A 24,899-nucleotide genomic window follows, 5' to 3' on the forward strand; every position below is an offset into this window, starting at 1 on the left:
CCGCCTGCCGGCACGAATTAGCGCCCCTCCCGCGCCCAGGCGGCGGCGACGCCGGCGAGCAGGATCAGCAGGCCCGACAGCCCGGCAAAGAGCGGGAACAGGCCGAGCCCGCGCACCACCGACACGTCGCGCATCTGCAGGCCCATCCAGTCCTCCCCGGCGAAGCGTTCGCCCGAGCGCACGGCGACGACGCGCGGCACGCCGCCGGCGAGATCCGCCATGCGCCAGATGCCGCCGCCGGTGGCTTGAATCGTCGGGCGCAGCGTCTCGGTGGTTGACGTCACCTCGGCGAATTCACGCGGGTTGAGCGGGCCGACATTGACCAGCGCCGTATGCGTGCCGTCGCTCGCCCGCCACAGGCCCAGCGTGTCCGCCGGGAAGGTGGCGCGGAACAGGCCGGGCTCGGCGCTGGTGAGCGTCAGGCTGCGCGTCTGCCCGGTCGGCGTGGTGATGGTCACCGGCGGGGCGGCATCCCCCATGGTCTGGCGCTCGACGACGATGTCGCCGCCGCGCGCGACCATGCGCAGACGCTCCTCCTCGAGGTCCGGCTCCTTCATCAGCCAGTGCGAGAGGCGGCGCAGCAGGTCGATATAGGGACCGCCGCCCTCGAAGCCGCGCGCCCACAGCCAGAAATGATCGGAGAGCAGCAGCGCCACGCGGCCTTCGCCGACGCGGTCGAGCAGCACGACCGGCTTGCCGTCCGGCCCGTCCATCACGCTGGTACCGCGCGCGCCCTGGGTGTCGATGACGCGGAAGAAGCGCGCCCAGGCCGGCGGGTCGCTCTGCGAGCCCGGCAGAGCGCGTGTGACGGGGTGGCGCTGGCCGGCCTCGGTGAGCTTGGCGCGATAGGGCGTCTCGCTCATCTGGCCGGTCGGGGCGGCCGGCAGGATGGCTTCCAGCGGCGTGTTGTAGACCGAGCCGTCGGAGACATAATCGGTGCCGGCGGCGACCAGCAGCGCGCCGCCTTCCTCCACATAACGCACGATATTGTCGAAATAGATCATCGGCAGCACGCCCTGCTGGGCGTAGCGGTCGAAGATGATCAGGTCGAAATCCTTGATCTTCTGCTGGAACAGCTCGCGCGTCGGGAAGGCGATCAGCGACAGCTCGTTGATCGGCGTGCCGTCCTGCTTCTCCGGCGGGCGCAGGATGGTGAAGTGGACGAGGTCCACATTGGCGTCGGACTTCAGGAGGTTGCGCCAGGTGCGCTCGCCGACATGCGGCTCGCCGGAGACCAGTAGCACGCGCAGCTTGTCGCGCACGCCGTCGATGGAGACGGCGGCGCGGTTGTTCACCGGGGTGAGTTCGCCCTCCAGCGCAGCGGCCTCGATCTCGACGATGTTGGCCCCGGCATGGGCGATCTCGACATCGACCTCGGCCGGCTGGCCGGCGGTGATGATGGGGCGCGCCACCACCTCGCCATCGCGCCGCACGGTGACGGCGACACGCGCCCCGGCCGGAGCGCCCTCATCCTCGACCCGGTAGCCGATGGTCTGGGGCTGGCCCACAATTCCGAAGCGCGGCGTCGAGGTCAGCGCCACGCGCCGGTCGCGCTCGCCCGCCTGGCCGGAGATGATGGCATGGACAGGCGCGCGGAAGCCGAGCGCGGCGATGGTGGCGGGAATGTCGTGGACCCGCCCATCGGTGAGGAAGATGGCGCCGGCCACCCGCTCGGGCGGCACATCGGCGAGGCCGGCGGAGAGGGCGGTGAACAGGCGGGTGCCGTCCACCTCGCCGGCGCCGCCGCCGGCATCGATGAAGCGCACCTCCGCGCCCTGTTCCTTCAGCCGGGCGAGGCGGGTCTCCAGCTCGGCGCGGGCCGCGTCGGTCATCTGGGTGCGGTCGCCGAAATCCTGGCTGGCGCTGCGGTCCACCACCACGGCGACGACGGTGGAGAGCGGCTCGCGCTCCTCGCGCGTCAGCGAGGGGTTGGCGAGCGCCAGCACGGCGAGGGCAATGGCGAGCGCGCGCAGGAGCGAGCCGCGGGTGCGCGAGACGATCACCAAGAGCGCGACCAGCGCCGCGACGACCGCGGCGCCGATGAGCCAGGGCAGCGGGATCAGCGGATCGAAGGCGAGGCCGAGATTCATGCGGCGGCTCCTTCGTCAGCGGCCCGGATCGTCATCCCGGACGGCCGAAGGCCGAGCCGGGATCGTGAGCCAGATGGGATGCGATCCCGGATCGCCGGCTTCGCCGCCGTCCGGGATGACGGTGGGGCGACCCGTCCCGCCAGAGGGGTCGTCATGGCCGGGCTTGGCCCGGCCATCCACGCCTTGGGCGCTGACGGCAAGTGCCCGGTTGAAGGGAAGTCGTGGATGCCCGGCCCAAGGCCGGGCATGACGGCGCTCATGTCCGCGTCTGTGCGCAACATCTTCACTGCCCCAGCCTTTCCAGCAGCGCGGGCACATGCACCTGGTCGGCCTTGTAGTTGCCGGTGAGCACATACATCACGAGATTGGCGCCGGCGCGGTAGGCGAGTTCGCGCTGGCGCGGGCTGGTGCCGGACATGGGCAGCAGCGGGCGCCCGTCCTCGCCCACCGCCCAGGCGCCGGCGAGATCGTTGGAGGTGATGACCACCGGCGAGACACCGTCGCCGGCACGGGCCGGGCGTTCCTCGTCGGCATCGGCGGCTGGCAGCGCCTCGACCCAGGTCTGCCCCCCGGTGAAGCGGCCGGGGAAGTCGCGCAGCAGATAGAACGCCTTGGTCAGCACATGGTCGCGCGGCACCGGCTCCAGCTCGGGAATGTCGAGCCCGGAGAGGATGGCGCGCAGCGTCTCGTTGGCCGGCGAGCCCGCTCCGGTGGTGCCGGGAATGGTGGTCTCGGCGTCGCGCGTGTCGAACACGATGGTGCCGCCCTGCTTCATGAAGGCGTCGATGCGGGAGAGCGTCTGTTCCGAGGGGCGCGCGGCGCCGGGGACGATCGGCCAGTAGATCAGCGGGAAGAAGGATAGCTCGTCGCGGGAGAGGTCGACGCCCATCGGGTCGCCGGCTTCCAGCGCGGTGCGATCGCCGAGGAAGTCGGTCAGGCCCTTGAGCCCGGCGCGGCTGACGTCGTCGGTGGTGGCGTCGCCGGTGATGACATAGGCGAGGCGCGTGGCATTGGTCGCCTTCACCGCGAAGTCGATCTCCGCCGGGGTCATCGGCGTGTCCGCCCGCTTCGCCGCGGGCGCAGGAGCCGCTTGGGCGGGAGCGGCGGGTGCCGTCTGGGCGCGAAGCTCACCCATTGGCGCGGCGGCGAGCAGGGCGGCGAGCGCCAGCACGGCGCTGGTGGCTGCGCGGCGCGTGGTGAGGCGCGACAGGCCGCCGGCCAGCAGGAAGACGATCATGGCATCGATCAGCAGGAGGGCGAGAAGGGCGAGGAGCAGCGGCGCGCGCAGATCGCGCGGGGTGGCGTCGCGGTAGGGTTCGAGCCGCCCGAGGCTGGTCAGATCCAGTGCCACCAGCCGGTCGCGCGGCAAGAGGGCGTTGACCGCCACCAGCCCCTCGGGCGGGCCGTAGAAGCCGGGCGGATGGTCGGCGCTGGCGCGGCCATTGAAGCCGAGCGGGATCGCCTTGGCGGTCGGCGTCACCGGCCGGAAGGCGCCGAAGCCGTCGAGGATGCGGCTCGGCGGCACGGTCTCGCCCGCCAGCACAGTGCCGCTGCTACCATCGGCGGCGACTTCCGCCGCACTCGACCCGCCCAGCGCCACGACGCGGCGGAGCATGTCGACGAAAGCGCCGGAGAGCGGCAGGTTCGACCAGGAGGTGTCGGCGGTGACATGGAACAGCACCAGCGTGCCGGCGCCCCGCCGCTCGCCGGTGACCAGCGGCGTGCCGTCGGTCAGCGTCGCCCAGGTGCGCGAGCCGAGCAGCCCGTCCGGTTCGGCGAGAACCTGGCGCTGCACGCTCACATCATTGGGCACGGCGACATCGCGGAATGGGCTCTCGGGCGTGAAGCTGCCCAGCGCCTGCGGCTGCTCCCAGGAGAGCGAGCCTCCGAGCACGCGCCCGCCGCGGCGCAGCGTCACCGGCACGAGGTCGTCCGAGCCATTGGCGAGGCGCGGGCCGGCGAAGCGGATGAGCACGCCGCCGCCCTCGATCCAGCGGGCGAGGCGGGCATGGGTCTCCGGCGGCAGGTTGCCGATGTCGGAGAGGATGATGACCGGCAGCTTGTCGTTGATGAAGCGGTCCACCGCCTCGGCGCTGCCGGCGCCCTCGGCGGTACGCACATCGGCGAAGGGGGCGAGCGCCCGGGTGAGGTAGTAGGAGGAAGCGAGCAGCGGCTGGCGCTGGTCGGCGGCCGTGCCGGAGACGAGGCCAACCGTGCGGCGGCGCCAGCGCTTGTCGAGAAGCTGCACCGCGCCGGCGGAGGCCTCGTCCGCGATATCGAGGCGGGCGACGTCGTTGCGGATCTCCACCGGCAGGTCGAAGCGCGCTTCGGTCTCGCGGGCGCCGGGCTCGAATGCGAAGGGGGCTTCTCCGAGAGCGAGGCCGCGCATGTCGAAAGCCCGCACCGTGCCGGCGCGGGCCACGGTCTCGCGGTCGGCGCGGATGACCTTGACGGTGAGCGCGTCAATGGCGTTGTCGGCGGCGACCAGCGCCAGCGGCTCGCGCACGCCGTCGGCCAGCGTGGTGAGCGGACGATCACCCACGGCGGCGGCGATGTCGGCGGGCACGCCCTCGGTGCCCTCCAGCCCGACGCCGTCCGAGAGATAGATCACCGAGGCCTGCGGCGCGCCGGCGATGGCCTTGCGCAGGCTGGCGAGCGCCGGAGCCCGGTCCGGCACGAAGGCGACGGGGGCGAGCGAGCGCAGCCGCTCGCGGGCCTCGCGCGGGGTCATCACGCGCGGCTCCAGCGGTGGCTCGCCGGTGGGAATGAGCACGATGCCGCGCCCTTCGAGATCGGCATCGGCCACCACGCCCTCGGCACTGGCGCGGCGCGCGGCCCAGCCGGCGGCGGCGGGCCAGCCGGAATCGATCAGCAGCACCACGGGGCCGCTGGAGGCGGGGCCGGCGACCGGGGGATTCCACACCGGCCCGGCGGCGGCGATGATGATGACGGCGGCGAGCAGGAGGCGAAGCGCGGTGAGCCACCAGGGCGTGCGCGCCGGGGTCTCTTCCTTCGGCGGAATGTCCAGCAGCAGCCGCATCGGCGCGAAGGCGATGCGGCGCGGGCGCGGCGGCACGAGGCGCAGCAGGAACCACAGCAGCGGCAGGCCGATAAGCGCCGAGAGCAGCAGCGGGGTGGTAAAGGCGAGGGGAAGACCGAACAGGCCGCTCATCGCGCGCTCCTCATGCCGGGCTTCCGGTTGTCGCGACGGCCGGATCGGCCGGCTGGCCTTCCGGGTGGGCGGTGACGCCAAAGCTGCCGCCGCTCATCCGGGCGTGGAGCGCGAGCAGAAGCTCGCTCGCCGGGCGGTCGGTGCGATGGACGAGGAAGCTCCAGGTGCGGCGCTCGGCCTCGCGGCGGATGATGGCGCGGTGGGTGGCGACGCGGGCTACATAATCCTCGCGCACCGTCTCGGCCCGGCCGATGGTGAGCACGGCGCCGCTTTCCGGCTCGCGGAACTCAACGCGGCCGGAAAAGGGGAAGGTCTCCTCCGCCGGATCGCAGACCTGCACCACATGGCCATGCGCGCCGGAGGCGGACAGGCCAGCGAGGCTTTCCACCACCTCGGCCGTCGGGCTCCACAGATCGCCGAGCAGCACCACTTCCGCCAGCGGCGAGGGCGCGAAGGCCGGCGGCAGGCTCTGCGGCAGGCTGGGGGCGTGGACAAGCGACTCGGCCATCTTCTCCACGATGTTGCGGGTGGCGGACGGGCGCATGACGCCGGGAATGCCGACGCGCTCGCCCCCGCGCACCAGCAGCTCGGCCAACGCGAAGGCGAGGATCAGCGCACGGTCGCGCTTGGTCTCCCACACCAAAGGCGAGGCGAAGACCATGGAGGTGGAGAGGTCCGGCCAGATCCACACCGTGTGGGCGGCTTCCCATTCGCGCTCGCGGACATACAGATGGTCGTCGCGCGCCGAGCGGCGCCAGTCGACGCGGGACGAGGGCTCACCATCCATGAAGCGGCGGTACTGCCAGAAGTTCTCGCCGGTGCCGGCGCGGCGGCGCCCATGCAGCCCATGATAGACGCTGGCGGCGATCTTGCGCGCCTCCAGCACGAGGCGCGGCATGGCCGCGACCAGACCGGCCGCATCCTGCGCGGCGCTTCTCACGGCGGTGTCGGCGTCGAACTCCACGCGCTCAACTCTCCTTCGCCCGGCTCAACGAGCCGGCAAGTCGGCGGGACGGAGGTCCGCCCCGCAATCACGCCTTACCCGATGCGGCGGGTCAGCTTGGCGATGAGGCCCGGCACGCTCTCGCCGTCCGCCCGCGCGGCGAAGGTAAGCGCCATGCGGTGCTTCAGGATCGGTTCGGCCAGCGCCACCACATCGTCGATGGAGGGCGCATAACGCCCATCCAGCAGGGCGCGGGCGCGCACCGCCAGCATGAGCGACTGCGAAGCGCGCGGGCCGGGGCCCCAGGCGATGAACTTGCCGAGGTCGCCGGCATCGGGGCCGGGACGCGCCGAGCGCACCAGCGTGAGGATCGCCTCCACCACCGATTCGCCGACCGGAAGGCGGCGCACCAGCCGCTGGGCGGCGGCAAGGTCGTCCGCCGTCATCACCGCCTTGGGCTTGGTCTCCTCGGCGCTGGTGGTGTCGAATAGGATCTTCCGCTCGGCGTCGCGGTCGGGATAATCGACGTCGACCTGCATGAGGAAGCGGTCGAGCTGGGCTTCGGGCAGCGGGTAGGTGCCCTCCTGCTCCAGCGGGTTCTGCGTCGCCAGCACATGGAACGGCTTGGGCAGATCATGCCGCGCGCCGGCGACCGTCACATGGCCTTCCTGCATGGATTGCAGCAGCGCCGACTGGGTGCGCGGCGAGGCGCGGTTGATCTCGTCCGCCATCAGCAGCTGGGCGAAGACCGGGCCGGGGATGAAGCGGAAGGAGCGCCGCCCGCCGGCGCTTTCCTCCAGCACCTCGGCGCCGAGAATGTCGGAGGGCATGAGATCCGGGGTGAACTGAACGCGCCGCGCATCGAGCCCGAGCACGACGCCGAGCGTTTCCACCAGCTTGGTCTTGGCGAGGCCGGGGACGCCGACCAGCAGGCCATGGCCGCCGGAGAGGATAGTGATGAGCGTGCGCTCGACCACCGCCTCCTGGCCGAAAATGACCGCGCCGATGCCGGCCCGGGCGGCGCGCACATTCGCCGCCGTGCTCTCGGCCGAGCGGATGATCATCTCGTCGAGGGATTCGAAATTCTCGCCGGTGGCGGATGTCATGCCGTGCTCCTTCAAATCCCGGAGCCAGAGCGTGCGCCCCGGCCCCTTCTCGACCCTACTGCCCGCCGCCGGCTCATGGTGCACTGCAACAAGACTCGATGCAATGTACCCGGCCGGAGGCCGCGCGGGCCGGGCGCGGGGAACGCGGCCAGCCGTTGCGGACTTTCGCTCAGGGCAGCTTACGCTATCTTGCGACCGCGTCGACTATCGGGCGGGGGATCACGAAGCCGCGATTACCCCTGTGTGACAGAGAATATTCCGTGATTTCAGCATCTTCCGGGCGACTTGACGAATTGGTGCGCGCGGTGGGGACAAGCCCCGGCCGCCCGCTGCCGCCGGTCGAGCGCTGGAATCCGCCCGATTGTGGCGAGATCGACATCGTGATCGACCGCGAGGGCGTGTGGCACCATGAGGGCCGGCCGATCCGCCGCGAGGCGCTGGTGAAGCTGTTCGCCTCCGTTCTCACCCGCGAGGGCGGGCGCCATGTACTGGTGACGCCGGCGGAAAAGCTGGGCATCCGGGTGGAGGACGCGCCGTTCCTCGCTGTCGACATGGCTGTGGAGGAGGCGGCGGGTGCCGGGCCGGTGCTGGTGTTCCGCACCAATCTCGATGATCTCGTGCGCTGCGATCGCGAGCATCCGCTGCGTTTCGACGCACAAGCGCGTGGCTCTGGGGGCGCGGGCGACATTCGTCCCTATATCCATGTGCGGCGGGGCCTGTGGGCCCGGCTCACCCGCGCGGTCTTCCTCGACCTCGCCGAACGGGTGGAGGAGCGCGAGGTCGAGACTGGGGATGGCGCGCGCCGCGCCGTCTATGGTGTCGCCTCGGGAACCGAGTTCTTCGTGCTCGCCCTGGTGGACGACGCAACAGCCGACGGTGACGCGACGCGATGAACGCCCTGACCGACAGCCTGACCGAGGCGATGACCGATGCCTTGCCGACCGCGCTGCGCGAACTGCCGCCGGCTGCGCCGCTGGGGCTGGAGCCTTTCCGCGCCCGCGCCCGGCTGCGGCTCGCCGCGAAGCCGGACCTCACCGGCGATCCCGCCCGCGGCGACCATGAACTGACCCCGCAATATCGCGGCCTCGTCGAGACGCTGCCGCTGCGCGGGGCGGCGGTGCTGATCCCGATTGTCGCGCGGGAGCAGCCGACCGTGCTGCTCACCCTGCGCTCGGCGAACCTGCCGAACCATCCCGGTCAGATCGCCTTTCCCGGCGGCAAGATCGACCCGCAGGACGATGGCCCGCTCAGCGCCGCACTGCGCGAGGCGGAGGAGGAGGTGGGGCTGGCGCGTGGGCTCGTCGAACCGCTGGGCTATCTCGACCCGTACCTCACCCGCACCGGCTTCCGCATCGTGCCGGTGGTCGGCATCGTCCAGCCGGATTTCGGGCTGACTGTCAATCCCGGCGAGGTGGACGAGGCGTTCGAGGTGCCGCTCCATTTCCTGATGAATGCCGACAATCACCTTCAGGAGACGCGCGAATCGCAGGGGCTGATGCGCACCTTCCACGCCATGATCTATGAGCAGCGGCGCATCTGGGGCGTCACCGCCGGCATCCTGCGCAGCCTCTATGAGCGGGTGTATCTCTGATGGCGCGCATCATCGGTCAGGTTCTGCTCTTCCTGCTGCCCTTCCTCGCCTTCGCGCTCTATCTGCGCTACGGCCGGCGGGTGGACAGCATCTTCGCCGGCTGGTCGGTGCGGGCGCTGCTGGTGTGCTCGGGCCTCGGCATCGTGCTGCTGGCCGGCAGCCTCTATCTGTTCGAGAGCGCCCAGCGTGGGCCGACCACCGGGCGCTATGTGCCGCCGACCTGGCAGGACGGCGTGCTGATTCCCGGCCATATCGAATGAACCCGCTTACCCAGCACCGGCCAGGGCTCGCCCGCGTGCTCGATGCGCTGAACGGGGAGGGCGAGGAGGCCCGCATCGTCGGCGGCGCGGTGCGCGACTGGCTGGTCGGGCGCGGCGTGCGCTCGGATGTCGACATCGCCACCACGGCGCTCCCCGGCGAGGTAACGCGACGCGCCCTTGCGGCCGGGCTGAAGCCGGTGCCGACCGGGATCGAGCACGGCACCATCACCATCGTCGCCGAGGGCGAGCCCTATGAGGTGACAACGCTGCGCGAGGATGTGGAGACCGACGGACGCCGCGCCCGCGTCGTCTTCGGCCGCGACTGGGCGCATGACGCCGCGCGGCGCGACTTCACCATGAACGCGCTCTACCTCACCCGCGAGGGCGCGCTGGTCGATCTCGTCGGCGGGGTGGACGACGCGAAGGCCGGACGGGTGCGTTTCATCGGCGAGGCGGACCGGCGCATCCGCGAGGATTATCTGCGCATCCTCCGCCTGTTCCGCTTTCACGCCGCCTTCGGTCACGGCCCGCTCGACGCCGAGGCGCTGGCGGCGGCGATGCGCAACAGCGCCGGGCTCGGCCAGCTCTCGCGCGAGCGGGTGCGGACGGAACTGCTCAAGCTGCTGGTCGCCCCCGGCGCGGCGTCGACGCTGGCGGAGATGGATGGCGCGGAGCTTCTGGCCCCGGTTCTTGGCCGTGCCGGGGATGTCGCGGTGTTCACCCGGCTCTGCGCCATCGAGGCGGGGCTGGGGCTTGCCCCGGATGCGATTCGCCGGCTCGGCGCGCTGGCGGTGCGCGAGGAAGCGGATGCGCGCGCGCTGCGCGACGGGCTGCGCCTCTCCAATAGCGAGGCCGCGCGGCTTGAAGCGCTCGCCGGCCCCGCTCCCGCACCGGCCATGTGCGTGAAGGGGCAGAAGGCCTTCATCTACCGCATGGGCCGGGCGACCTATACCGACCGGGCCTTGATCGGCTTCGCGCGCTCTGGGGCGGGAATAGACGATGAAGGCTGGCGCGAGTTGCTGGCGCTGGCGGCCGGCTGGGACATTCCCGCCTTCCCGCTCAAGGCCGCCGATTTCCTCGCGCGCGGCCTGAAGCCCGGCCCGGCGCTCGGCGCCGCGCTCAAGCGTGCCGAGGAAGCGTGGATCGAGGACGGCTTCCCGATGGACCGCGCGGTGCTGGACGAGATCGTGCGCGAGGCGGTGGGGTAGGTCGCGCGTAGAGCGCCGCGCGCCCAACGCGCCTATTCCGCCGCCGCTTCCAGCTCGTCGGCGTCGAGGAAACCGCCGGACTGGCGCTGCCAGAGGCGGGCGTAGAGTCCGCCGCGGGCGACCAACTCGGCATGGGTGCCGGTCTCGACGATGCGGCCATGCTCCATCACCACCAGCCGGTCCATGCGGGCAATGGTGGAGAGGCGGTGGGCGATGGCGATCACGGTCTTGCCGGCCATCAGCTCGTCGAGATTGGACTGGATCGCCGCCTCGACTTCCGAATCGAGCGCCGAGGTCGCCTCGTCCAGCACCAGGATCGGCGCGTCCTTCAGCAGCACGCGGGCAATGGCGATGCGCTGGCGCTGGCCGCCGGAGAGCTTCACCCCGCGCTCGCCGACATGGGCATCGAGCCCGACGCGGCCCTGCGGATCGGTCAGCGTGTCGATGAAACCATCGGCATGGGCGCGGCGTGCCGCTTCCCAGATCGAGCCCTCGTCGGCGTCCGGCCGGCCATAGCGGATATTGTCGCGCACCGAGCGGTGCATCAGCGAGGTGTCCTGCGTGACCACGCCGATGCGCGCGCGCAGCGTCTCCTGCGAGACGGCGGCCACATCCTGCCCGTCGACCAGCACCCGGCCGGCTTCCGTGTCATAGAAGCGCAGCAGCAGGCTCATCAGCGTCGACTTGCCGGCGCCCGAGGGGCCGACGAGGCCGACCCGCTCGCCCGGCCGGATGGTCAGGCTGAGATGGTCGATGACGCCCGAGCCCTTGCCATAGTGGAAGCTCACATCCTCAAAGCGGATCTCGCCGGCCGGCACCTTGAGGGCGGGCGCCTGCGCGCGATCGATCACGGTGTGCGGGCGGGCGATGGTGAGGATCGCCTCCTGCACCGTGCCGACATTCTCGAACACGCCGGTCACCACCCACATGATCCAGCCGGACATGTTGGTGATGCGGATGGCAAGGCCGGTGGAGAGGGCGATGGCGCCGAGATTGATCGCCTCGATCGACCACAGCCAGATGCCGAGCCCGCCAATGGCGCCGAGCATGCAGCTGTTGAGCACGCTCACCGTGAGCGCCATGCGGGTGATCTGGCGCTGCTGCGCCTTGAACGCGGTGTTGTGCCGGTCGAGCGCGTCGCGGACATAGCTGTCCTCGCGGTCGCCATGGGCGAACAGCTTCACCGTCATCATGTTGGTGTAGCTGTCGACGATGCGGCCGGAGAGCAGCGAGTTCGCCTCGGAGGTGCTCTTGGAGAGATGGCGCACCTTCGGCACGAAGCGCGACAGGGCGAGCACGTACAGCGCGATCCACGCCACCATCGGCACGGCGAGGCGCCAGTCGGCCTCGGCGAACAGGATGACGGCACTGATGGCGTAGACGCTCACATACCAAAGCGCATCGATCACCTCGACCACCGAGCCGCGCAGGGCCGGGCCTGCCTGCAGCACGCGCTGGGCGATGCGGCCGGCGAAGTCGCTCTGGAAATAGCCGAGCGACTGGCGCACCACCCAGCGGTAGGACTGCCAGCGGATCAGGCTGCCGACATTGGCGGTGATGGTCTGGCGCACCAGCAGGTCGTGCAGCGCGTTGCACAGCGGGCGCGCGATGACCACGACGAAGGCCATCCACATCAGCAGCCCGCCCTGATCGGCGAACAGCGTTGCCGGGCTCGAATGCTGCAACAGGTCGACGATCTGGCCGATATAGCGGAACAGCGACACCTCGACGATGGCGACGAGGAAGGCCGCGCCGAGCGCCGCGATGAACACCCAGCCGGTCTGCCGCACGAAGTGCCAGTAGAACGCCAGAAGGCTTTCCGGCGGCCGGGTGATGGCGGCCGGGCGGAAGGGGTCGATGATGGATTCGAACCAGGCGAAAATGCGCGCGAACATGGGCCGCCTTCTGCGCCCGTCATGCGGCGCCAGTGTGTCGGCTACGCGGACGTGGCAACGGTGGATGAGGCGCACACGCGCCTGACACGAAAGCTCTATACTCAGTCACCGTCCGACTGGGGGATATGCCGATGCAGCCACGCCATCCCGAACATCATCTGCTGAGCCGCGCCGGCTGGCTGCGCGCCGCTGTTCTGGGGGCCAATGACGGCATCCTGTCCACGGCCAGCCTCATCGTCGGCGTGGCGGCGGCGGATGCCGACCGCAGCGCGGTACTGATCGCCGGCATTGCCGGCATGGTAGCCGGTGCGATGTCGATGGCGGCGGGCGAATATGTCTCGGTCTCCTCGCAGTCCGACACGGAAGAGGCGGAGCTGACGCGCGAGCGGGCCGAGCTGGCCGCCGACCCGGAGGGCGAGACGCAGGAACTGGCGGAAATCTACGTGAAGCGCGGCCTCGATCCGGTGCTCGCCGCCGAGGTGGCGCGGCAGTTCATGGCCGCCGACGCGCTGGAAGCCCATGCCCGCGACGAACTCGGCATGAACGAGATCACCGCCGCCCGCCCGGTGCAAGCGGCGTTTTCCTCGGCGGCGAGCTTTGCCGTCGGCGCGGCGCTGCCGCTCGCCACAGTGCTCATTGCCCCGCCGGCGTCGCCGCCGGTCACGGTGTCGGTGGCGGCGCTGGCGTTCCTCGCTTTGCTCGGCGTCGCCGGGGCCAAGGCCGGCGGCTCGGACCCGATGAAAGGCGCCATCCGCGTCACCTTCTGGGGCGCGCTGGCCATGGGGCTGACCTATGCCATCGGCACGCTGTCCGGGCAGGTTCTGTAAGCCTGCCCTTCCGGGCGGCGGCGCGGGGCGCTAGAAGCGGGGGCGCCGAGAGGGAGCCCGCCCATGTCCGCCCCGAATTCCCGAGATGAAGCCCGCAACGCCGCGGGCACGCCGATCGACCCGGCCCGGATCGCGGCCGACAAGGCGGCCGCGCGCGGCTGGTTCGAGGAACTGCGCGACCGCATCTGCGCCGCCTTCGAGACGCTGGAAGACGACGCGCCGGCCGATCTCTATCCCGGCGCGGCCGGGCGCTTCACACGCACGCCCTGGAACCGCACCGACCATAATGGTGCGCCGGGCGGTGGCGGCGTCATGTCGATGATGCATGGCCGGCTGTTCGAGAAGGTGGGCGTCCACTGCTCCACCGTGTTCGGCGAATTCGCCCCGGAATTCCGCAAGCAGATCCCCGGCGCGGAGGAGAACCCGGCCTTCCACGCCACCGGCATCTCGCTCATCGCCCACATGCACAACCCGCATGTGCCGGCGGTGCATATGAACACGCGCTTCGTCGTCACCTCCAAGGCGTGGTTCGGCGGCGGGGCGGACCTTACCCCCGTGCTCGCCGCCCGCCGCACGCAGGACGACCCGGACACGATCGCCTTCCACGCGGCGATGCGCGGGGCCTGCGAGGGGCGGCATGTCGACTATGGCCGCTACAAGGAATGGTGCGACGAGTATTTCTACCTGCCGCACCGCAAGGAGCCGCGCGGCATTGGCGGCATCTTCTATGACTGGCTGGATTCGGGTGACCGGGAGGCGGATTTCCACTTCACCCGCGCCGTGGGCCTTGCCTTCCTCGATGTTTACCCGGCGCTGGTGCGGGCCAACTTCGCCAAGCCTTGGACCGAGGCCGAGCGCGAGGAACAGCTCATCCGCCGCGGGCGCTATGTGGAGTTCAACCTGCTCTATGACCGCGGCACGATCTTCGGCCTGAAGACCGGCGGCAATATCGATTCGATCCTCTCCTCCATGCCGCCGGTGGTGAAGTGGCCGTGACGCTTCGCTAGCGGCCGCTGTTAGGCGCTACCCACCTGCCGCAGCGCCTCGCCGAGAATCATCGCGCCGGCCAGCGCCACGTTGATCGAGCGCGCCCCCGCGACCAGCGGGATGACGATTCGCGCATCCGCGCCCTCATGCACCGCCTCCGGCACGCCCGCGCTCTCGCGGCCGAGCAGCAGCACGTCGTCGCCGGCGAAGGCGAAGGCCGTGTAGGGCAGGGCGCCGCGCGTCGTCGCCAGCACGAGACGCCGCCCCTCATCCCGGCGCCAGGCCTCGAAGGCGGCAAAGCTCGCATGGCGGCGGATCGTCGCGCGGTCGAGGTAGTCCATCCCCGCCCGGCGAAAGCCCGCATCCCCCACCGGAAAGCCCGCCGGCTCGATGATGTGCAGCGGCAGGCCGAGGCAGCCGCAGAGCCGCGCCAGCGTGCCGGCGTTCTGGGCGATGTCGGGCTCGTAGAGGGCGAGGGCGAGCGGCATGAACGACCTTGTGACGGTGGCGGATGGTGGCCTAGCGCGGGGCGGTGTGGCGATGTCCGTGTGGCGGCGGTGTTGCAGGGTTGACGCAAGGGGGGCAAAGGCGGGGGGCAGGACGGACTGCCGCACTGCCTTCATCTGGACAAGGAGTTGCCCGGATGCAATTAGAGGCACTCGAAGGTAAGGTCGACCGTGGGCCATGCTTTCGCGCGCATGTCCCAGGCGCGAGCGGCAGAATTCGGCACTGGGGCGAATGTGTGCGGGATCGCGCTGCGGTCGCAGGCATAAGGGGAAAGGAAACCATCGTGGCAACAACTGGTACGGCGGAAACCACGCGCCGCGACTTTCTCTATATAGCGACCGGCGCCATGGGCGCGGTTGGTGCCGCCGCCCTCGTGTGGCCTTTCGTCTCGCAGCTTCAGCCCGACGCCTCGGTGCTGGCGCTGTCCTCGACCGAGGTGGACCTGACGCAGATCCAGGAAGGCCAGATCGTCACGGTGAAGTGGCGCGGCAAGCCGGTCTTCGTGTGGAACCGCACGGCCAAGGACATCGAGGAAGGCAAGGCGACCCCGCTGTCCGCCCTGCTCGACCCGGTGGCGCGCAACGCCAACCTGCCGCTCGACGCCCCCGCGACCGATGAGAACCGCGCCGCCAAGGACAAGGAAAAGTGGCTGGTCGTCATCGGCATCTGCACGCATCTCGGCTGCGTGCCGATCGGCCATTCGGGTGAGTATGACGGCTTCTTCTGCCCGTGCCACGGCTCCGAATATGACAGCGCGGGCCGCGTCCGCCGCGGTCCGGCGCCGGAGAACCTGGCGGTTCCGCCCTACACCTTCGTGTCCGACACGAAGATCTCCATCGGCTGATCCGGCGTTCAGGGACACACACAATGAGCGGACACTCCACATTCGAGCCGAAGAATCCGGCGCTCAAGTGGTTCGAGGCCCGGCTGCCCCTGGTCGGCCTGATGCACTCGTCCTTCGTGGCCTACCCCACGCCGCGCAACCTCAATTACTGGTGGACCTTCGGCGGCATCCTGTCGCTGATGCTGGTCTGCCAGATCCTCTCGGGCGTGGTGCTGGTGATGCACTACACCCCGCATGTGCTGTTCGCCTTCGACTCGGTCGAGCACATCATGCGTGACGTCAGCTATGGCTGGCTGATCCGCTACATCCACGCCAATGGCGCGTCGATGTTCTTCATCGCGGTGTACATCCACATGTTCCGCGGCCTCTATTACGGGTCTTACAAGGCCCCGCGCGAGGTGCTGTGGATCCTCGGCTGCATCATCTACCTGCTGATGATGGCGACCGCCTTCATGGGCTATGTGCTGCCGTGGGGCCAGATGAGCTTCTGGGGCGCCACCGTCATCACCAACCTGTTCTCGGCCTTCCCGGTGGTCGGCCCGACCATCGTCGAGTGGCTGTGGGGCGGCTTCGCGGTCGACAACCCGACGCTGAACCGCTTCTTCTCGCTGCACTATCTGCTGCCCTTCATGATCGCGGGTGTCGTCATCCTGCACGTCTGGGCGCTGCATGTGGCGGGCCAGAACAACCCGACCGGCGTCGAGCCGCAGAGCCCGAAGGACACGGTGCCCTTCACGCCCTACGCGACCGTCAAGGACGCGCTCGGCATGGTGGTGTTCCTGATCTTCTTCTCGTGGTTCCTGTTCTACATCCCCAACTATCTGGGTCACGCGGACAACTACATCCCGGCCAACCCGCTGGTGACGCCGGCGCATATCGTGCCCGAATGGTACTACCTGCCGTTCTACGCCATGCTGCGCGCGGTGCCGGACAAGCTCGGCGGCGTGCTCACCATGTTCGGCGCGATCGCGGTGCTGTTCTTCGTGCCGTGGCTCGACACCTCCAAGGTGCGCTCGGGTGCCTACCGCCCGCTGTTCAAGCAGTTCTTCTGGATCTGGGTGGCGGTGTGCATCGGTCTCGGCTGGCTGGGCTCGAAGCCCGCGGAAGGCGGCTACGTCATTGCCGGCCGCATCCTCACCATCTGGTACTTCGCGCACTTCCTGATCATCCTTCCGCTGCTCGGCCTGTTCGAGAAGCCGAAGGCGGTGCCGGCCTCCATCACCGAGGCGGTGCTGGGCAAGTCCAAGGGCGGTGCGCCCGTCGCGGCGGGCGCGGCTGCGCCACAGACCAAGGGTTGATCGGAACATCATGAGCACCACCATGTCCTTCCGTTCCGCTCTCCTCCGTCCGCTCGCCGCCGGCGCCCTGCTGCTGGGTATCGGTCTCGCCCCGGCGCTCGCCGCCGAGGGCGCGCCCAAGCCGCCCCGCGAGGACTGGACCTTCGCTGGTCCGTTCGGTCACTTCGACCGGGCGCAGCTCCAGCGCGGCTTCCAGGTGTTCCGCGAGGTCTGCTCGTCCTGCCATTCGGCCCACCTCTTCGCCTTCCGCAACCTTGCCCAGCCGGGCGGGCCGGAATTCAGCGAGGCGCAGGCCAAGGCGGTGGCCGAGTCCTATCAGGTGCAGGACGGTCCGAACGACGCCGGCGACATGTTCGAGCGCCCCGGTCGCCTGTCGGACCGCTGGCCCTCGCCCTTCCCGAACGAGCAGGCCGCGCGCGCCTCGAACGGCGGCGCCTACCCCCCGGACTTCTCGACACTCGCCAAGGCCCGCACCTATGAGGTCGGCTTTCCCGGCTTCCTGATCGACATTCTGCGTCAGTATCAGGAGAACGGCGTCGACTACATCCACGCGCTCCTCGTCGGCTACACCGAGCCGCCGGAAGGCTTCACCGTGCCGGAAGGCGCCCATTACAACGCCTATTTCCCCGGCCACGCCATCAAGATGCCGCAGCCGATCTCCGATGGTCAGGTGACCTATTCGGATGGCTCGCCCGAGACCGTCGACCAGTACTCGCGCGACGTGACGGCCTTCATGATGTGGATGGCCGAACCCAAGCTCGAGCAGCGCAAGCGCCTCGGCTTCCAGGTGATGATCTTCCTCATCATCTTCGCCGGCCTGCTCTACTTCACCAAGAAGAAGGTCTGGAAGGCCGTGCACAACCACTAGGCCATGCCGCCATCGACCCCAGGACAAGGGCCCCGTCAGGGGCCCTTTTTCATTCGGGGATCGGATTGGCGGAGGAGCCGGCGTGGGTAAGGGTTCAATGGCGCTGACGTCGCCGGCGCGTCACCGCAAGGCGCTGGCGTTTCAGGATGAAGGGTGCCGCCATCGCGCCGCACACTTCCCGCACGATCGACGTCATCCCCGGGCTTGGCCCGGAGATCCACGCCTTCCCTTCATCATATGCCTAGCGAAGTCGTGGATGGCCGGGACAAGCCCGGCCATGACGGTGTCGTCCTGTTCAGACGCGGCTCACTTCCAGCCTGAGCCCGACATGGTCTGACAGCTTCTCGCCACCGGGGCCGATCGGCGTGATCGGCTGTACCTGGGTCATCCCAAGGGCAGGCCCATAGGCGAGATGGTCGATGACCGGTCCCGGAAAGCCATCCAGAGTTCCCTGCGTGGCGATGCTCATCCGGCGGCCGATCACCGTCTGCAACATATCGCTTACGGTCAGAGGCGCGTGGCGGCGCGGCACATGCTGGTTGAAGTCGCCAAGGACGATGCTTTCGCCGGGCATTACGCGCGGCAGCACCTCGTCGAGCCCCGCCAGATAGGCGCGATGCGCCTCCCAGGGGCGAAGCGGCTCTTCCGGGCGCCGGACACCCGCCATGCTCCATGGGATACAGAGGCCGTAGACGTGGAGAAGCCCCAGTGCCGTGGCGGTTGTGCCGGCAGCAAAGCGCCCCTTGGGCAGCCTCTCATTGCCGAGGCGATCAGTCTTCTGCCAAGCAGAACGACTCCACAAAATGACCTTGTGGCGCCCCGCCTTGACTCCGTAGCCATAATCGGGGTCCGAGGTCAGCACGTCGCCTCCCGCTGGCAGCAGGTCGACGAAGCCTTCCGTCAAGCAGATCAGATCAGCGTCCGCCTCGTGGATGAGCGCGGCGACCCTGTCTCCGGCCGGGTTGCCGCGGTGGCGCCACATGACGTTCCACAGCAGGATCGACAGCGTCTGCCCCATCACCCCTCCGCCCGCTCGACGAACACGCAGTTCGTCAGCTCGAAGGCGAGGTGGCCGTGCTGGTCGGTGGCGGTGTCGTGGGTGAAGACGAGGCCCCATTCGGGACGGGAGGCGCTGGGCTTCTTGGCGACGACCACGCTCTCGAAGGTCAGCGTGTCGCCGGCGCGCACCGGGCGGAGCCATTTCAGATCCTTGAAGCCGGGCGAGGGGCCGACCCGCGGCACGGGCTTGCCGGCGCGGCGCAGGGCGTCGTGCTCGCGCTCCATCGCCTGCGCCCGTAGTCGCGCCGCGATGGCGGCGGTGTACCAGCCCGACGCCACCAGCCCGCCGAAATGGGTACGCGCGCCCGCCCCCTCGTCGAGATGGAAGGCCTGCGGATCCCACATGCGGGCAAAGGCCACCATATCCTCGGCCCGGAAGCTATGCGCGCCCAGCCGGGTGCGGGCGCCGATCTCGACATCCTCGAAGAACAGCATCATCGCCTCCTCAGGCCGGACGGAAGCCGGGATTGCGCCGGCCGAACATGACGCTGGAGACGAGGTCCATCATCACCGTGCCGCCGGCATCGACCAACTCGAAACGGAATTTCACCAGCCCCATCTCCGGCCGGCTTTTGGAGGAGCGGGTCTCCAGCACCTCGCGCTTGAGGCTCAGCACCGTGCCGGGATGCACTGGCTTGAGGAAGCGGACCTCGTCGATGCCCGGCGCGCCGAGGCAGGAGGAGCGGGTGAGGAAGCCATCCGCCGCCAGGCGCATGAAGATGCAGCACAGATGCCAGCCGGAGGCGGAGAGCCCACCGAGCCGCGTCGCCTCGGCGGCGGAATCGTCGAGATGGATGGGGGCGGGATCGAACTCCCGCGCGAAGGCGACGATTTCCTCGCGGCCGACCACATAGCGCCCGCAGGCGGCTTTATGGCCCTCGTGGAAGTCTTCCCAGAACAGCATCGCCGCGCGCAGCCCCCGCCAAGCCGGGCGGCGCAAAAGCCGCGCGCCCGTCATCCCCGATCACAGGGGACGTTGGCGCGCAGGTCAAGACCGGGCCGCGCGGGCGGAGCAGTCAGCGCTCCATCTGCACGATCTCGATGGGGTCGCCGCCGAGGCCATGGGAGAAATAGCCCCGCCCAACCGGCCGGAAGCCGTGGCGCTGGTAGAAGCCCTGCGCGTTCACGGTCGACTCCACCTTGATCGGCCCGTCATGGCCAAGGCGGGCCTTCTCCACGCCGATCTCGAGCAGGCGGCGACCGAGCCCCGCGCCGGCGGTCTCCGGCAGCAGGAAGAGGCGGGTGACCTCGCCCGGCTCGGCATCGACGAAGGCGATCACCGCGCCCGCCCGCTCGGCGACGACGACATTGCCGCGCGCGATGATGTCCTCGTAATAGGCCGGGGTGCGGGCACCCATCCAGCCCGCGATCTGCTCGGGCGAGTAATGGTCGGTCGCGAGGCCGGCGACGGAGCGGCGGGTGACGTCGAACAGCGCGGCGCCGTCGCCCGCGCGGGCGGGACGCAGCAGGGTGTCGGTGCCGTCGGTCATCGGAGTGTCTCGCCTATCGTCAGGTGTTGAAGCGGAAATGCAGCACGTCGCCATCGGCGACGACATATTCCTTGCCTTCGAGCCGCAGCCGGCCGGCCTCGCGCGCGCCGGCTTCGCCATTGCCCTTGACGTAGTCGTCATAGGCGATGGTCTCGGCGCGGATGAAGCCCTTCTCGAAATCCGAGTGGATGACGCCCGCCGCGCCCGGCGCCTTGGTGCCGGCGGTGATGGTCCAGGCGCGCGCTTCCTTCGGACCGACGGTGAAATAGGTGACCAGCTTCAGGAGCTCATAGCCGGTGCGGATGATGCGGTTGAGGCCGGGTTCCTCGAGGTCGATGGCTTCGAGATAGTCCTTCTGCTCCTCGGCCGGCAGCACGGCGATCTCGCTCTCGATCTTGGCGGAGACCACCACTGCCTTGGCGCCTTCCTCTGCCGCGCGGGCGAAGACTTCCGCCGAGAGGGCGTTGCCGTTCTTGGCCGAGGCCTCCTCGACATTGCAGACATAGAGCACGGGCTTGGAGGAGAGCAGGCCGAGCATGCGGAACGCCTTCTCCTCCTCCGGCTTCACCTCGACGAGGCGGGCGGGCTTGCCCTCGCGCAGCAGGACCAGCGCACGGGTCATCAGGTCAAGAAGTTCCTTGGCCTCCTTGTCGCCGCCCTTGGCCTTCTTCTCAAGCGCGCCGGCGCGCTTCTCCAGGCTTTCGAGATCGGCCAGCATCAGCTCGGTCTCGATCGTCTCGATGTCGGAGATCGGGGCGAGCTTGCCCTCGACATGGGTGACGTCCGAATCCTCGAAGCAGCGCACCACATGGGCGATGGCGTCGCATTCGCGGATATTGGCGAGGAACTGGTTGCCGAGGCCCTCGCCCTTGGAGGCGCCGCGCACCAGGCCGGCAATGTCGACGAAGGTCAGGCGGGTCGGGATGATCTGCTGCGAGCCGGCGATTTTGGTCAGCGTCTCAAGCCGGGGATCGGGCACGGCGACGTCGCCGACATTGGGCTCGATGGTGCAGAACGGATAATTCGCCGCCTGCGCCGCCGCGGTCTGCGTCAGCGCGTTGAAGAGGGTCGACTTGCCGACATTCGGCAGGCCGACAATGCCGCATTTGAAGCCCATGGTGCGATGCTCGTTCTGGTCAGTGTTGGCGCCGTGGTAGGCAAGACGCGGCGTCCTGGCAAGCGCCGCGCGGGAATGGATGGGCTCAGCCGCCGGGCGGCTTCACCGTGCCGAAGCCGCGGCTTTCCAGCATAAGATGGAAGCGGCTCTGAAACTCGTCGATGCGGCGGGTGACGAGGAGGCCGGCGAGCTCGGCGCAGCCGTCGCACACCGCCTCCACCCAGCCGCGCTCGGCCTTGGCGAAGTCGCTGAGGACGAAATTGTGCACCAGAGCCTTGTCGCCGGGGTGGCCGATGCCGAGCCGCACGCGGCCATACTCATTGCCGCACTGGGCGGTGATGGAGCGCAGGCCGTTATGCCCGGCATTGCCGCCGCCGATTTTGGCGCGGACCTTGGCTGCCGGCAGGTCGAGCTCGTCATGGAAGGCGTAGATGTCGGCCAGCGCGATCTTGTAAAAGCGCTGGGCCTCGGCGACGGCGCGGCCGCTCTCGTTCATGAAGGTCTCGGGCAGCAGGGCGAGCACCTTCTCGCCGTCGATCTCGCCCTCGCAGGCGGCACCCTGGAAGCGGCGGCGCCAGGGCGAGAAGCGATGACGGCGCGCAATGGCGTCGACTGCCATGAAGCCGATATTGTGCCGATTGCCGGCATATTTCGGCCCGGGATTGCCGAGCCCGGTGAAGAGGAACACCGGAAAGCCTCCTCAGGGAGCGGACATGAAAAGAGCCGGAAGCGAACTTCCGGCTCTGTGTTCGCGGGGCAAAATGTGCCCTGGCCGTGGTCCGATCAGGACTTGGCGGCCTCGGCGGCGGCAGCCGCGGCGTCGTCCGCATCCGCTTCCTTCGCACCCGACGGGGTGGTGATGGTCGCGAGCGTGTCGTCGCCATGGCCGGCCCAGGTCACGCCCGCCGGCAGGGTGATCGCCGAGAGGTGGATCGAGTCGCCGAAATGATAGGTGGAGACGTCGACCTCGATGGCCTCGGGGATCGCGTCGGCCGGCACATTCAGCTCGACCGTGTGGCTGACGATGTTCAGCGTGGCGCCCTGCTTGATGGCCGGCGCGGAGTCGGCGTTCAGGAAGTGCACGGGAACGTCGACGGTCAGGCTGGCGCCGGCGGCGACGCGCAGGAAGTCGACGTGCAGCGGGAAGTCCTTGACCGGGTCAAGCTGATAGTCGCGCGGAATGACGTGGTACGTCTCACCGTCGACGTCGATGTCGAACAGGGTGGTGAGGAAGTGCCCGGCATAGATGAGCTTGTTGGTCTCGATGAAATCCAGCGAGATGCCGACGGGCGGCTTGCCGTCGCCGTAGATCACGGCGGGAACGCGATTGGCGCGGCGAACAGCACGAGCGGCCCCCTTGCCGGCGGTCGTGCGAGCCTGCGCCTTGATCTGCTTGGTAGCGGTCATGGCTTGTCCTTACATGGTTGCAAAAGGATAAGGCCGCTCGCGCGGCCCGTTCCTGGCGTAGGAATTAGGTTAGGCGGGTCGCGGCACGCCTCCAGGGGTGCGGAAAGGCCACGACCGGGCGGGCTATTAGCAGCAAACGCGCGCTGGAGCAATGTCTGGCGCGGTTCCGCGCTTGCCGCGATGCCGCCGTCAAAACTTGCCGAGCACGCCCGCCTTGACAATGCCGCTGCCGGTCGAGTCCGGCGAGGCGGTGCGCTCCACAGAGATGAAGCGTTCATAGGTGCCGAGCGGGGCGCGCAGTTCCATGCCAGTGGTCACGGTCTGGCTGTTGGTCACTTCGACCGAGGCGCCGAGCTTCTCCTGCCCGAGGCCGAATGAGGAGAGCGGCACGCTGTAGCTGCTGCCGACAGCTAGATTGTCGTAGAGCGAAGGCGTGCTGGTGCTCGCCGAGGCGCCGACGACGCCGGTGCTGTAGACGCTGAGATTGTTCTGTTCGACGCCCAGCCGCGCCTTGATCTCACCGGAGGCACCGCCATCGGTCGCGCCGCTCAGGCCGGATTTCGGCGCCGAGCCGCTGGCATTGGTCGTGACGGCGAGACTGGCCGGGCCCTGCTCGACTTCGAGGCTGGTCGGCACAGTGGGTCTGGCGGTCGTGACGACGGGCTTGCGCGCGGGAAGGAGCTGGTTCGGCGCCGGCTTCTCCTTCGGCAGTTCCGGCAGGTCGCCGCCAATGGCGAGGCTGAGCGCCTCCCATAGCGAGGGCTCCCGCGTGTCCTCGCTGCCGGCGGGCGTCGCCATGACGGTGGCGGGTGTCTCCTCGGCGGGCGTCGTGGCAGGCGGGGCGTCTGCGACGGCGTCGTCATAGGCTGACGGCTCGTCCGGCGCCGGGGTCACGGTGACGGCGATGCCGCTCCACGGGTCGAAGGCGGTCTGCGCGCTCGCCGGCAGCGCCAGCAGGGGAAGAGCCAGAAGGGGCAATGCCAGCCCGGTCGCGCGGCGGCACAGGGCCGTCGCCTCAATCGGAAGCGCCGGCCGATGGCCGTGCGGAAAGAAGCGCCTCATCATGAAGTCCCGTTCATTGTCGCGAGCGGAGACCGTGGGGCGTAACTGTGGAGCGACCATGGCGCAGCGCACAAAAAGCGCGCCGCGCCGGATTCACAACGTCGTGTCGTCGGCTAACGCCTTGCCCTTTCAATCGAAAAGGCTGGAGACGCTTTCTTCGTGCGCGGTGCGGCCGATAGCTTCCGCCAGCAGGCTGGCGATGGAGACGACGCGAATATTGCGGGCGACGCGCACCGCTTCGGTCGGCTGGATCGAATCGGTGATCACCAGCTCCTTGAGGTTCGAGGCGGTTACGCGCGACACCGCGCCGCCCGACAGAACGCCATGGGTGATGTAGGCGTGGACCTCGGTCGCGCCGCGCGCCAGCAGCGCGTCGGCGGCGTTCACCAGCGTGCCGCCAGAATCGATGATGTCGTCGACGAGGATGCAGCGCTTGCCCTCGACATCGCCGATGACGTTCATCACCTCGCTCTCGCCCGGCCGCTCGCGGCGCTTGTCGACGATGGCGAGCTGGGCGTCGATGCGCTTGGCCAGCGCGCGGGCGCGTACCACGCCGCCGACATCGGGCGACACCACGGTGAGGTTCGACAGGTCGAAGCGCGACTTGATGTCGGCGACCATCACCGGGGCGGCGAACAGATTGTCGGTCGGGATATCGAAGAACCCCTGGATCTGGCCGGCATGCAGATCGACCGTCAGAACGCGGTCGGCGCCGGCATGGGTGATCAGGTTCGACACCAGCTTGGCCGAGATCGGCGTGCGGCCGGAAGAGCGGCGATCCTGCCGCGCATAGCCGAAATAGGGCAGCACGGCCGTGATGCGGCGGGCGGAGGAACGGCGCAGCGCATCGGTGATGATGAGCAGCTCCATGAGATGGTCATTGGTCGGGAAGGAGGTGGACTGTAGGATGAAGACATCCTTGCCGCGCACATTCTCCTGAATCTCGACGAAGATCTCCATGTCGGCAAAGCGCCGGACCACCGCCTTGGTGAGCGAGGTCTGAAGATACGCCCCGATCGCTTCCGCGAGGGGACGGTTGGCATTGCCGGAGACGATCTTGATCGACCCGTTATTACTCGACATTCCGGCGCGCTCCCAGCCGTACTATCTCAACAACGCCCGTCGCACGGCCGTCGCGCCGACCTGATAGGCGGGCCGGCCCGCCCTG

At 69.3% G+C, this 24,899-nt stretch carries 24 protein-coding genes; 9 read left to right on the forward strand and 15 right to left on the reverse strand.

Annotated features, from left to right (window positions below):
- Positions 1-17 precede the first annotated feature (17 nt).
- The 4 genes from OU996_RS11405 to OU996_RS11420 form a co-directional block, all read right to left on the reverse strand.
- A complete protein-coding gene (locus OU996_RS11405) occupies positions 18-2,090 on the reverse strand; it encodes a hypothetical protein (RefSeq protein ID WP_267581719.1) in 2,073 nt (690 codons plus the stop codon).
- Positions 2,091-2,373: 283 nt separating this feature from the next.
- Positions 2,374-5,253 (reverse strand): DUF4159 domain-containing protein, encoded by a 2,880-nt coding sequence (locus OU996_RS11410; protein WP_267585688.1) that lies wholly within the window; start codon positions 5,251-5,253, stop codon positions 2,374-2,376.
- Between the two features lie 19 nt (positions 5,254-5,272).
- Positions 5,273-6,226 (reverse strand): DUF58 domain-containing protein, encoded by a 954-nt coding sequence (locus OU996_RS11415; RefSeq protein WP_267581720.1) that lies wholly within the window; start codon positions 6,224-6,226, stop codon positions 5,273-5,275.
- 74 nt (positions 6,227-6,300) lie between these two features.
- On the reverse strand, positions 6,301-7,311 hold the full coding sequence (locus OU996_RS11420) for an AAA family ATPase (RefSeq protein WP_267581721.1): 1,011 nt from the start codon (positions 7,309-7,311) through the stop codon (positions 6,301-6,303).
- A gap of 260 nt (positions 7,312-7,571) precedes the next feature.
- On the opposite strand from OU996_RS11420, the gene OU996_RS11425 reads away from it, so the two are divergent.
- Genes OU996_RS11425 through OU996_RS11440 form a run of 4 tightly spaced genes read left to right on the forward strand, consistent with a single transcriptional unit; the run spans position 7,572 to position 10,370 of the window.
- On the forward strand, positions 7,572-8,204 hold the full coding sequence (locus OU996_RS11425) for a DUF1285 domain-containing protein (RefSeq protein ID WP_267581722.1): 633 nt from the start codon (positions 7,572-7,574) through the stop codon (positions 8,202-8,204).
- A 29-nt stretch (positions 8,205-8,233) separates the two neighbouring features.
- Positions 8,234-8,902, forward strand: a complete 669-nt coding sequence (locus tag OU996_RS11430) for a CoA pyrophosphatase (RefSeq protein WP_267585689.1) — start codon at positions 8,234-8,236, stop codon at positions 8,900-8,902.
- Positions 8,902-9,162, forward strand: coding sequence for a DUF6111 family protein (locus OU996_RS11435; protein WP_267581723.1), 261 nt, complete (start codon positions 8,902-8,904; stop codon positions 9,160-9,162). The genes OU996_RS11430 and OU996_RS11435 overlap by 1 nt, the downstream gene beginning before the upstream one ends.
- On the forward strand, positions 9,159-10,370 hold the full coding sequence (locus OU996_RS11440) for a CCA tRNA nucleotidyltransferase (protein ID WP_267581724.1): 1,212 nt from the start codon (positions 9,159-9,161) through the stop codon (positions 10,368-10,370). The genes OU996_RS11435 and OU996_RS11440 overlap by 4 nt, the downstream gene beginning before the upstream one ends.
- A gap of 32 nt (positions 10,371-10,402) precedes the next feature.
- On the opposite strand, the gene OU996_RS11445 is transcribed toward OU996_RS11440, so the two are convergent.
- The gene (locus tag OU996_RS11445; RefSeq protein WP_324290689.1) at positions 10,403-12,265 is read right to left on the reverse strand and encodes an ABC transporter ATP-binding protein; all 1,863 of its coding nucleotides are present in this window, start codon (positions 12,263-12,265) and stop codon (positions 10,403-10,405) included.
- Positions 12,266-12,396: 131 nt separating this feature from the next.
- Between OU996_RS11445 and OU996_RS11450 the strand changes: the two genes are divergently transcribed.
- Both OU996_RS11450 and hemF read left to right on the forward strand, forming a co-directional pair.
- Positions 12,397-13,092 carry a VIT1/CCC1 transporter family protein gene (locus OU996_RS11450; protein WP_267581725.1) on the forward strand — a complete coding sequence of 232 codons (696 nt, stop codon included), beginning with the start codon at positions 12,397-12,399 and terminating at the stop codon, positions 13,090-13,092.
- 63 nt (positions 13,093-13,155) lie between these two features.
- Positions 13,156-14,088 carry an oxygen-dependent coproporphyrinogen oxidase gene (gene hemF, locus OU996_RS11455; protein WP_267581726.1) on the forward strand — a complete coding sequence of 311 codons (933 nt, stop codon included), beginning with the start codon at positions 13,156-13,158 and terminating at the stop codon, positions 14,086-14,088.
- A gap of 20 nt (positions 14,089-14,108) precedes the next feature.
- Here hemF and OU996_RS11460 read toward each other — a convergent pair whose 3' ends face one another.
- Positions 14,109-14,567 (reverse strand): tRNA (cytidine(34)-2'-O)-methyltransferase, encoded by a 459-nt coding sequence (locus OU996_RS11460; RefSeq protein ID WP_267581727.1) that lies wholly within the window; start codon positions 14,565-14,567, stop codon positions 14,109-14,111.
- Between the two features lie 302 nt (positions 14,568-14,869).
- Here OU996_RS11460 and petA point away from each other — a divergent pair, with 302 nt between their 5' ends.
- Genes petA through OU996_RS11475 form a run of 3 tightly spaced genes read left to right on the forward strand, consistent with a single transcriptional unit; the run spans position 14,870 to position 17,596 of the window.
- Entirely contained in the window at positions 14,870-15,430 is a 561-nt protein-coding gene (petA, locus tag OU996_RS11465; RefSeq protein WP_267581728.1) for a ubiquinol-cytochrome c reductase iron-sulfur subunit, read from the forward strand.
- Between the two features lie 23 nt (positions 15,431-15,453).
- Entirely contained in the window at positions 15,454-16,728 is a 1,275-nt protein-coding gene (locus OU996_RS11470; RefSeq protein WP_267581729.1) for a cytochrome b, read from the forward strand.
- 10 nt (positions 16,729-16,738) lie between these two features.
- The gene (locus OU996_RS11475) at positions 16,739-17,596 is read left to right on the forward strand and encodes a cytochrome c1 (protein ID WP_267581730.1); all 858 of its coding nucleotides are present in this window, start codon (positions 16,739-16,741) and stop codon (positions 17,594-17,596) included.
- Between the two features lie 295 nt (positions 17,597-17,891).
- On the opposite strand, the gene OU996_RS11480 is transcribed toward OU996_RS11475, so the two are convergent.
- The 9 genes from OU996_RS11480 to OU996_RS11520 all read right to left on the reverse strand — a co-directional run bounded on the left by OU996_RS11480 (position 17,892) and on the right by OU996_RS11520 (position 24,814).
- Positions 17,892-18,614, reverse strand: a complete 723-nt coding sequence (locus tag OU996_RS11480; RefSeq protein WP_267581731.1) for an endonuclease/exonuclease/phosphatase family protein — start codon at positions 18,612-18,614, stop codon at positions 17,892-17,894.
- Positions 18,614-19,093, reverse strand: a complete 480-nt coding sequence (locus OU996_RS11485; RefSeq protein ID WP_267581732.1) for a MaoC/PaaZ C-terminal domain-containing protein — start codon at positions 19,091-19,093, stop codon at positions 18,614-18,616. Before OU996_RS11485 ends, OU996_RS11480 begins: the two co-directional genes overlap by 1 nt.
- A 7-nt stretch (positions 19,094-19,100) precedes the next feature.
- Positions 19,101-19,559: a MaoC family dehydratase gene (locus tag OU996_RS11490; protein ID WP_267581733.1), complete on the reverse strand. Its 459-nt coding sequence runs from the start codon at positions 19,557-19,559 to the stop codon at positions 19,101-19,103.
- Between the two features lie 112 nt (positions 19,560-19,671).
- Positions 19,672-20,145: a GNAT family N-acetyltransferase gene (locus OU996_RS11495; protein WP_267581735.1), complete on the reverse strand. Its 474-nt coding sequence runs from the start codon at positions 20,143-20,145 to the stop codon at positions 19,672-19,674.
- A 19-nt stretch (positions 20,146-20,164) separates the two neighbouring features.
- On the reverse strand, positions 20,165-21,262 hold the full coding sequence (gene ychF / locus OU996_RS11500; protein ID WP_267581736.1) for a redox-regulated ATPase YchF: 1,098 nt from the start codon (positions 21,260-21,262) through the stop codon (positions 20,165-20,167).
- Positions 21,263-21,347: 85 nt separating this feature from the next.
- Complete coding sequence (gene pth, locus OU996_RS11505) at positions 21,348-21,950, reverse strand: aminoacyl-tRNA hydrolase (protein ID WP_267581737.1); 603 nt, start codon at positions 21,948-21,950, stop codon at positions 21,348-21,350.
- Positions 21,951-22,045: 95 nt separating this feature from the next.
- Positions 22,046-22,669: a 50S ribosomal protein L25/general stress protein Ctc gene (locus tag OU996_RS11510; RefSeq protein WP_267581738.1), complete on the reverse strand. Its 624-nt coding sequence runs from the start codon at positions 22,667-22,669 to the stop codon at positions 22,046-22,048.
- A 189-nt stretch (positions 22,670-22,858) separates the two neighbouring features.
- Positions 22,859-23,734 carry a hypothetical protein gene (locus OU996_RS11515; RefSeq protein WP_267581739.1) on the reverse strand — a complete coding sequence of 292 codons (876 nt, stop codon included), beginning with the start codon at positions 23,732-23,734 and terminating at the stop codon, positions 22,859-22,861.
- 126 nt (positions 23,735-23,860) lie between these two features.
- Positions 23,861-24,814: a ribose-phosphate pyrophosphokinase gene (locus OU996_RS11520; protein WP_213756536.1), complete on the reverse strand. Its 954-nt coding sequence runs from the start codon at positions 24,812-24,814 to the stop codon at positions 23,861-23,863.
- Positions 24,815-24,899 lie beyond the last annotated feature (85 nt).

It is taken from the genome of Ancylobacter sp. SL191 (assembly GCF_026625645.1).
Taxonomy (GTDB): Bacteria; Pseudomonadota; Alphaproteobacteria; order Rhizobiales; family Xanthobacteraceae; genus Ancylobacter.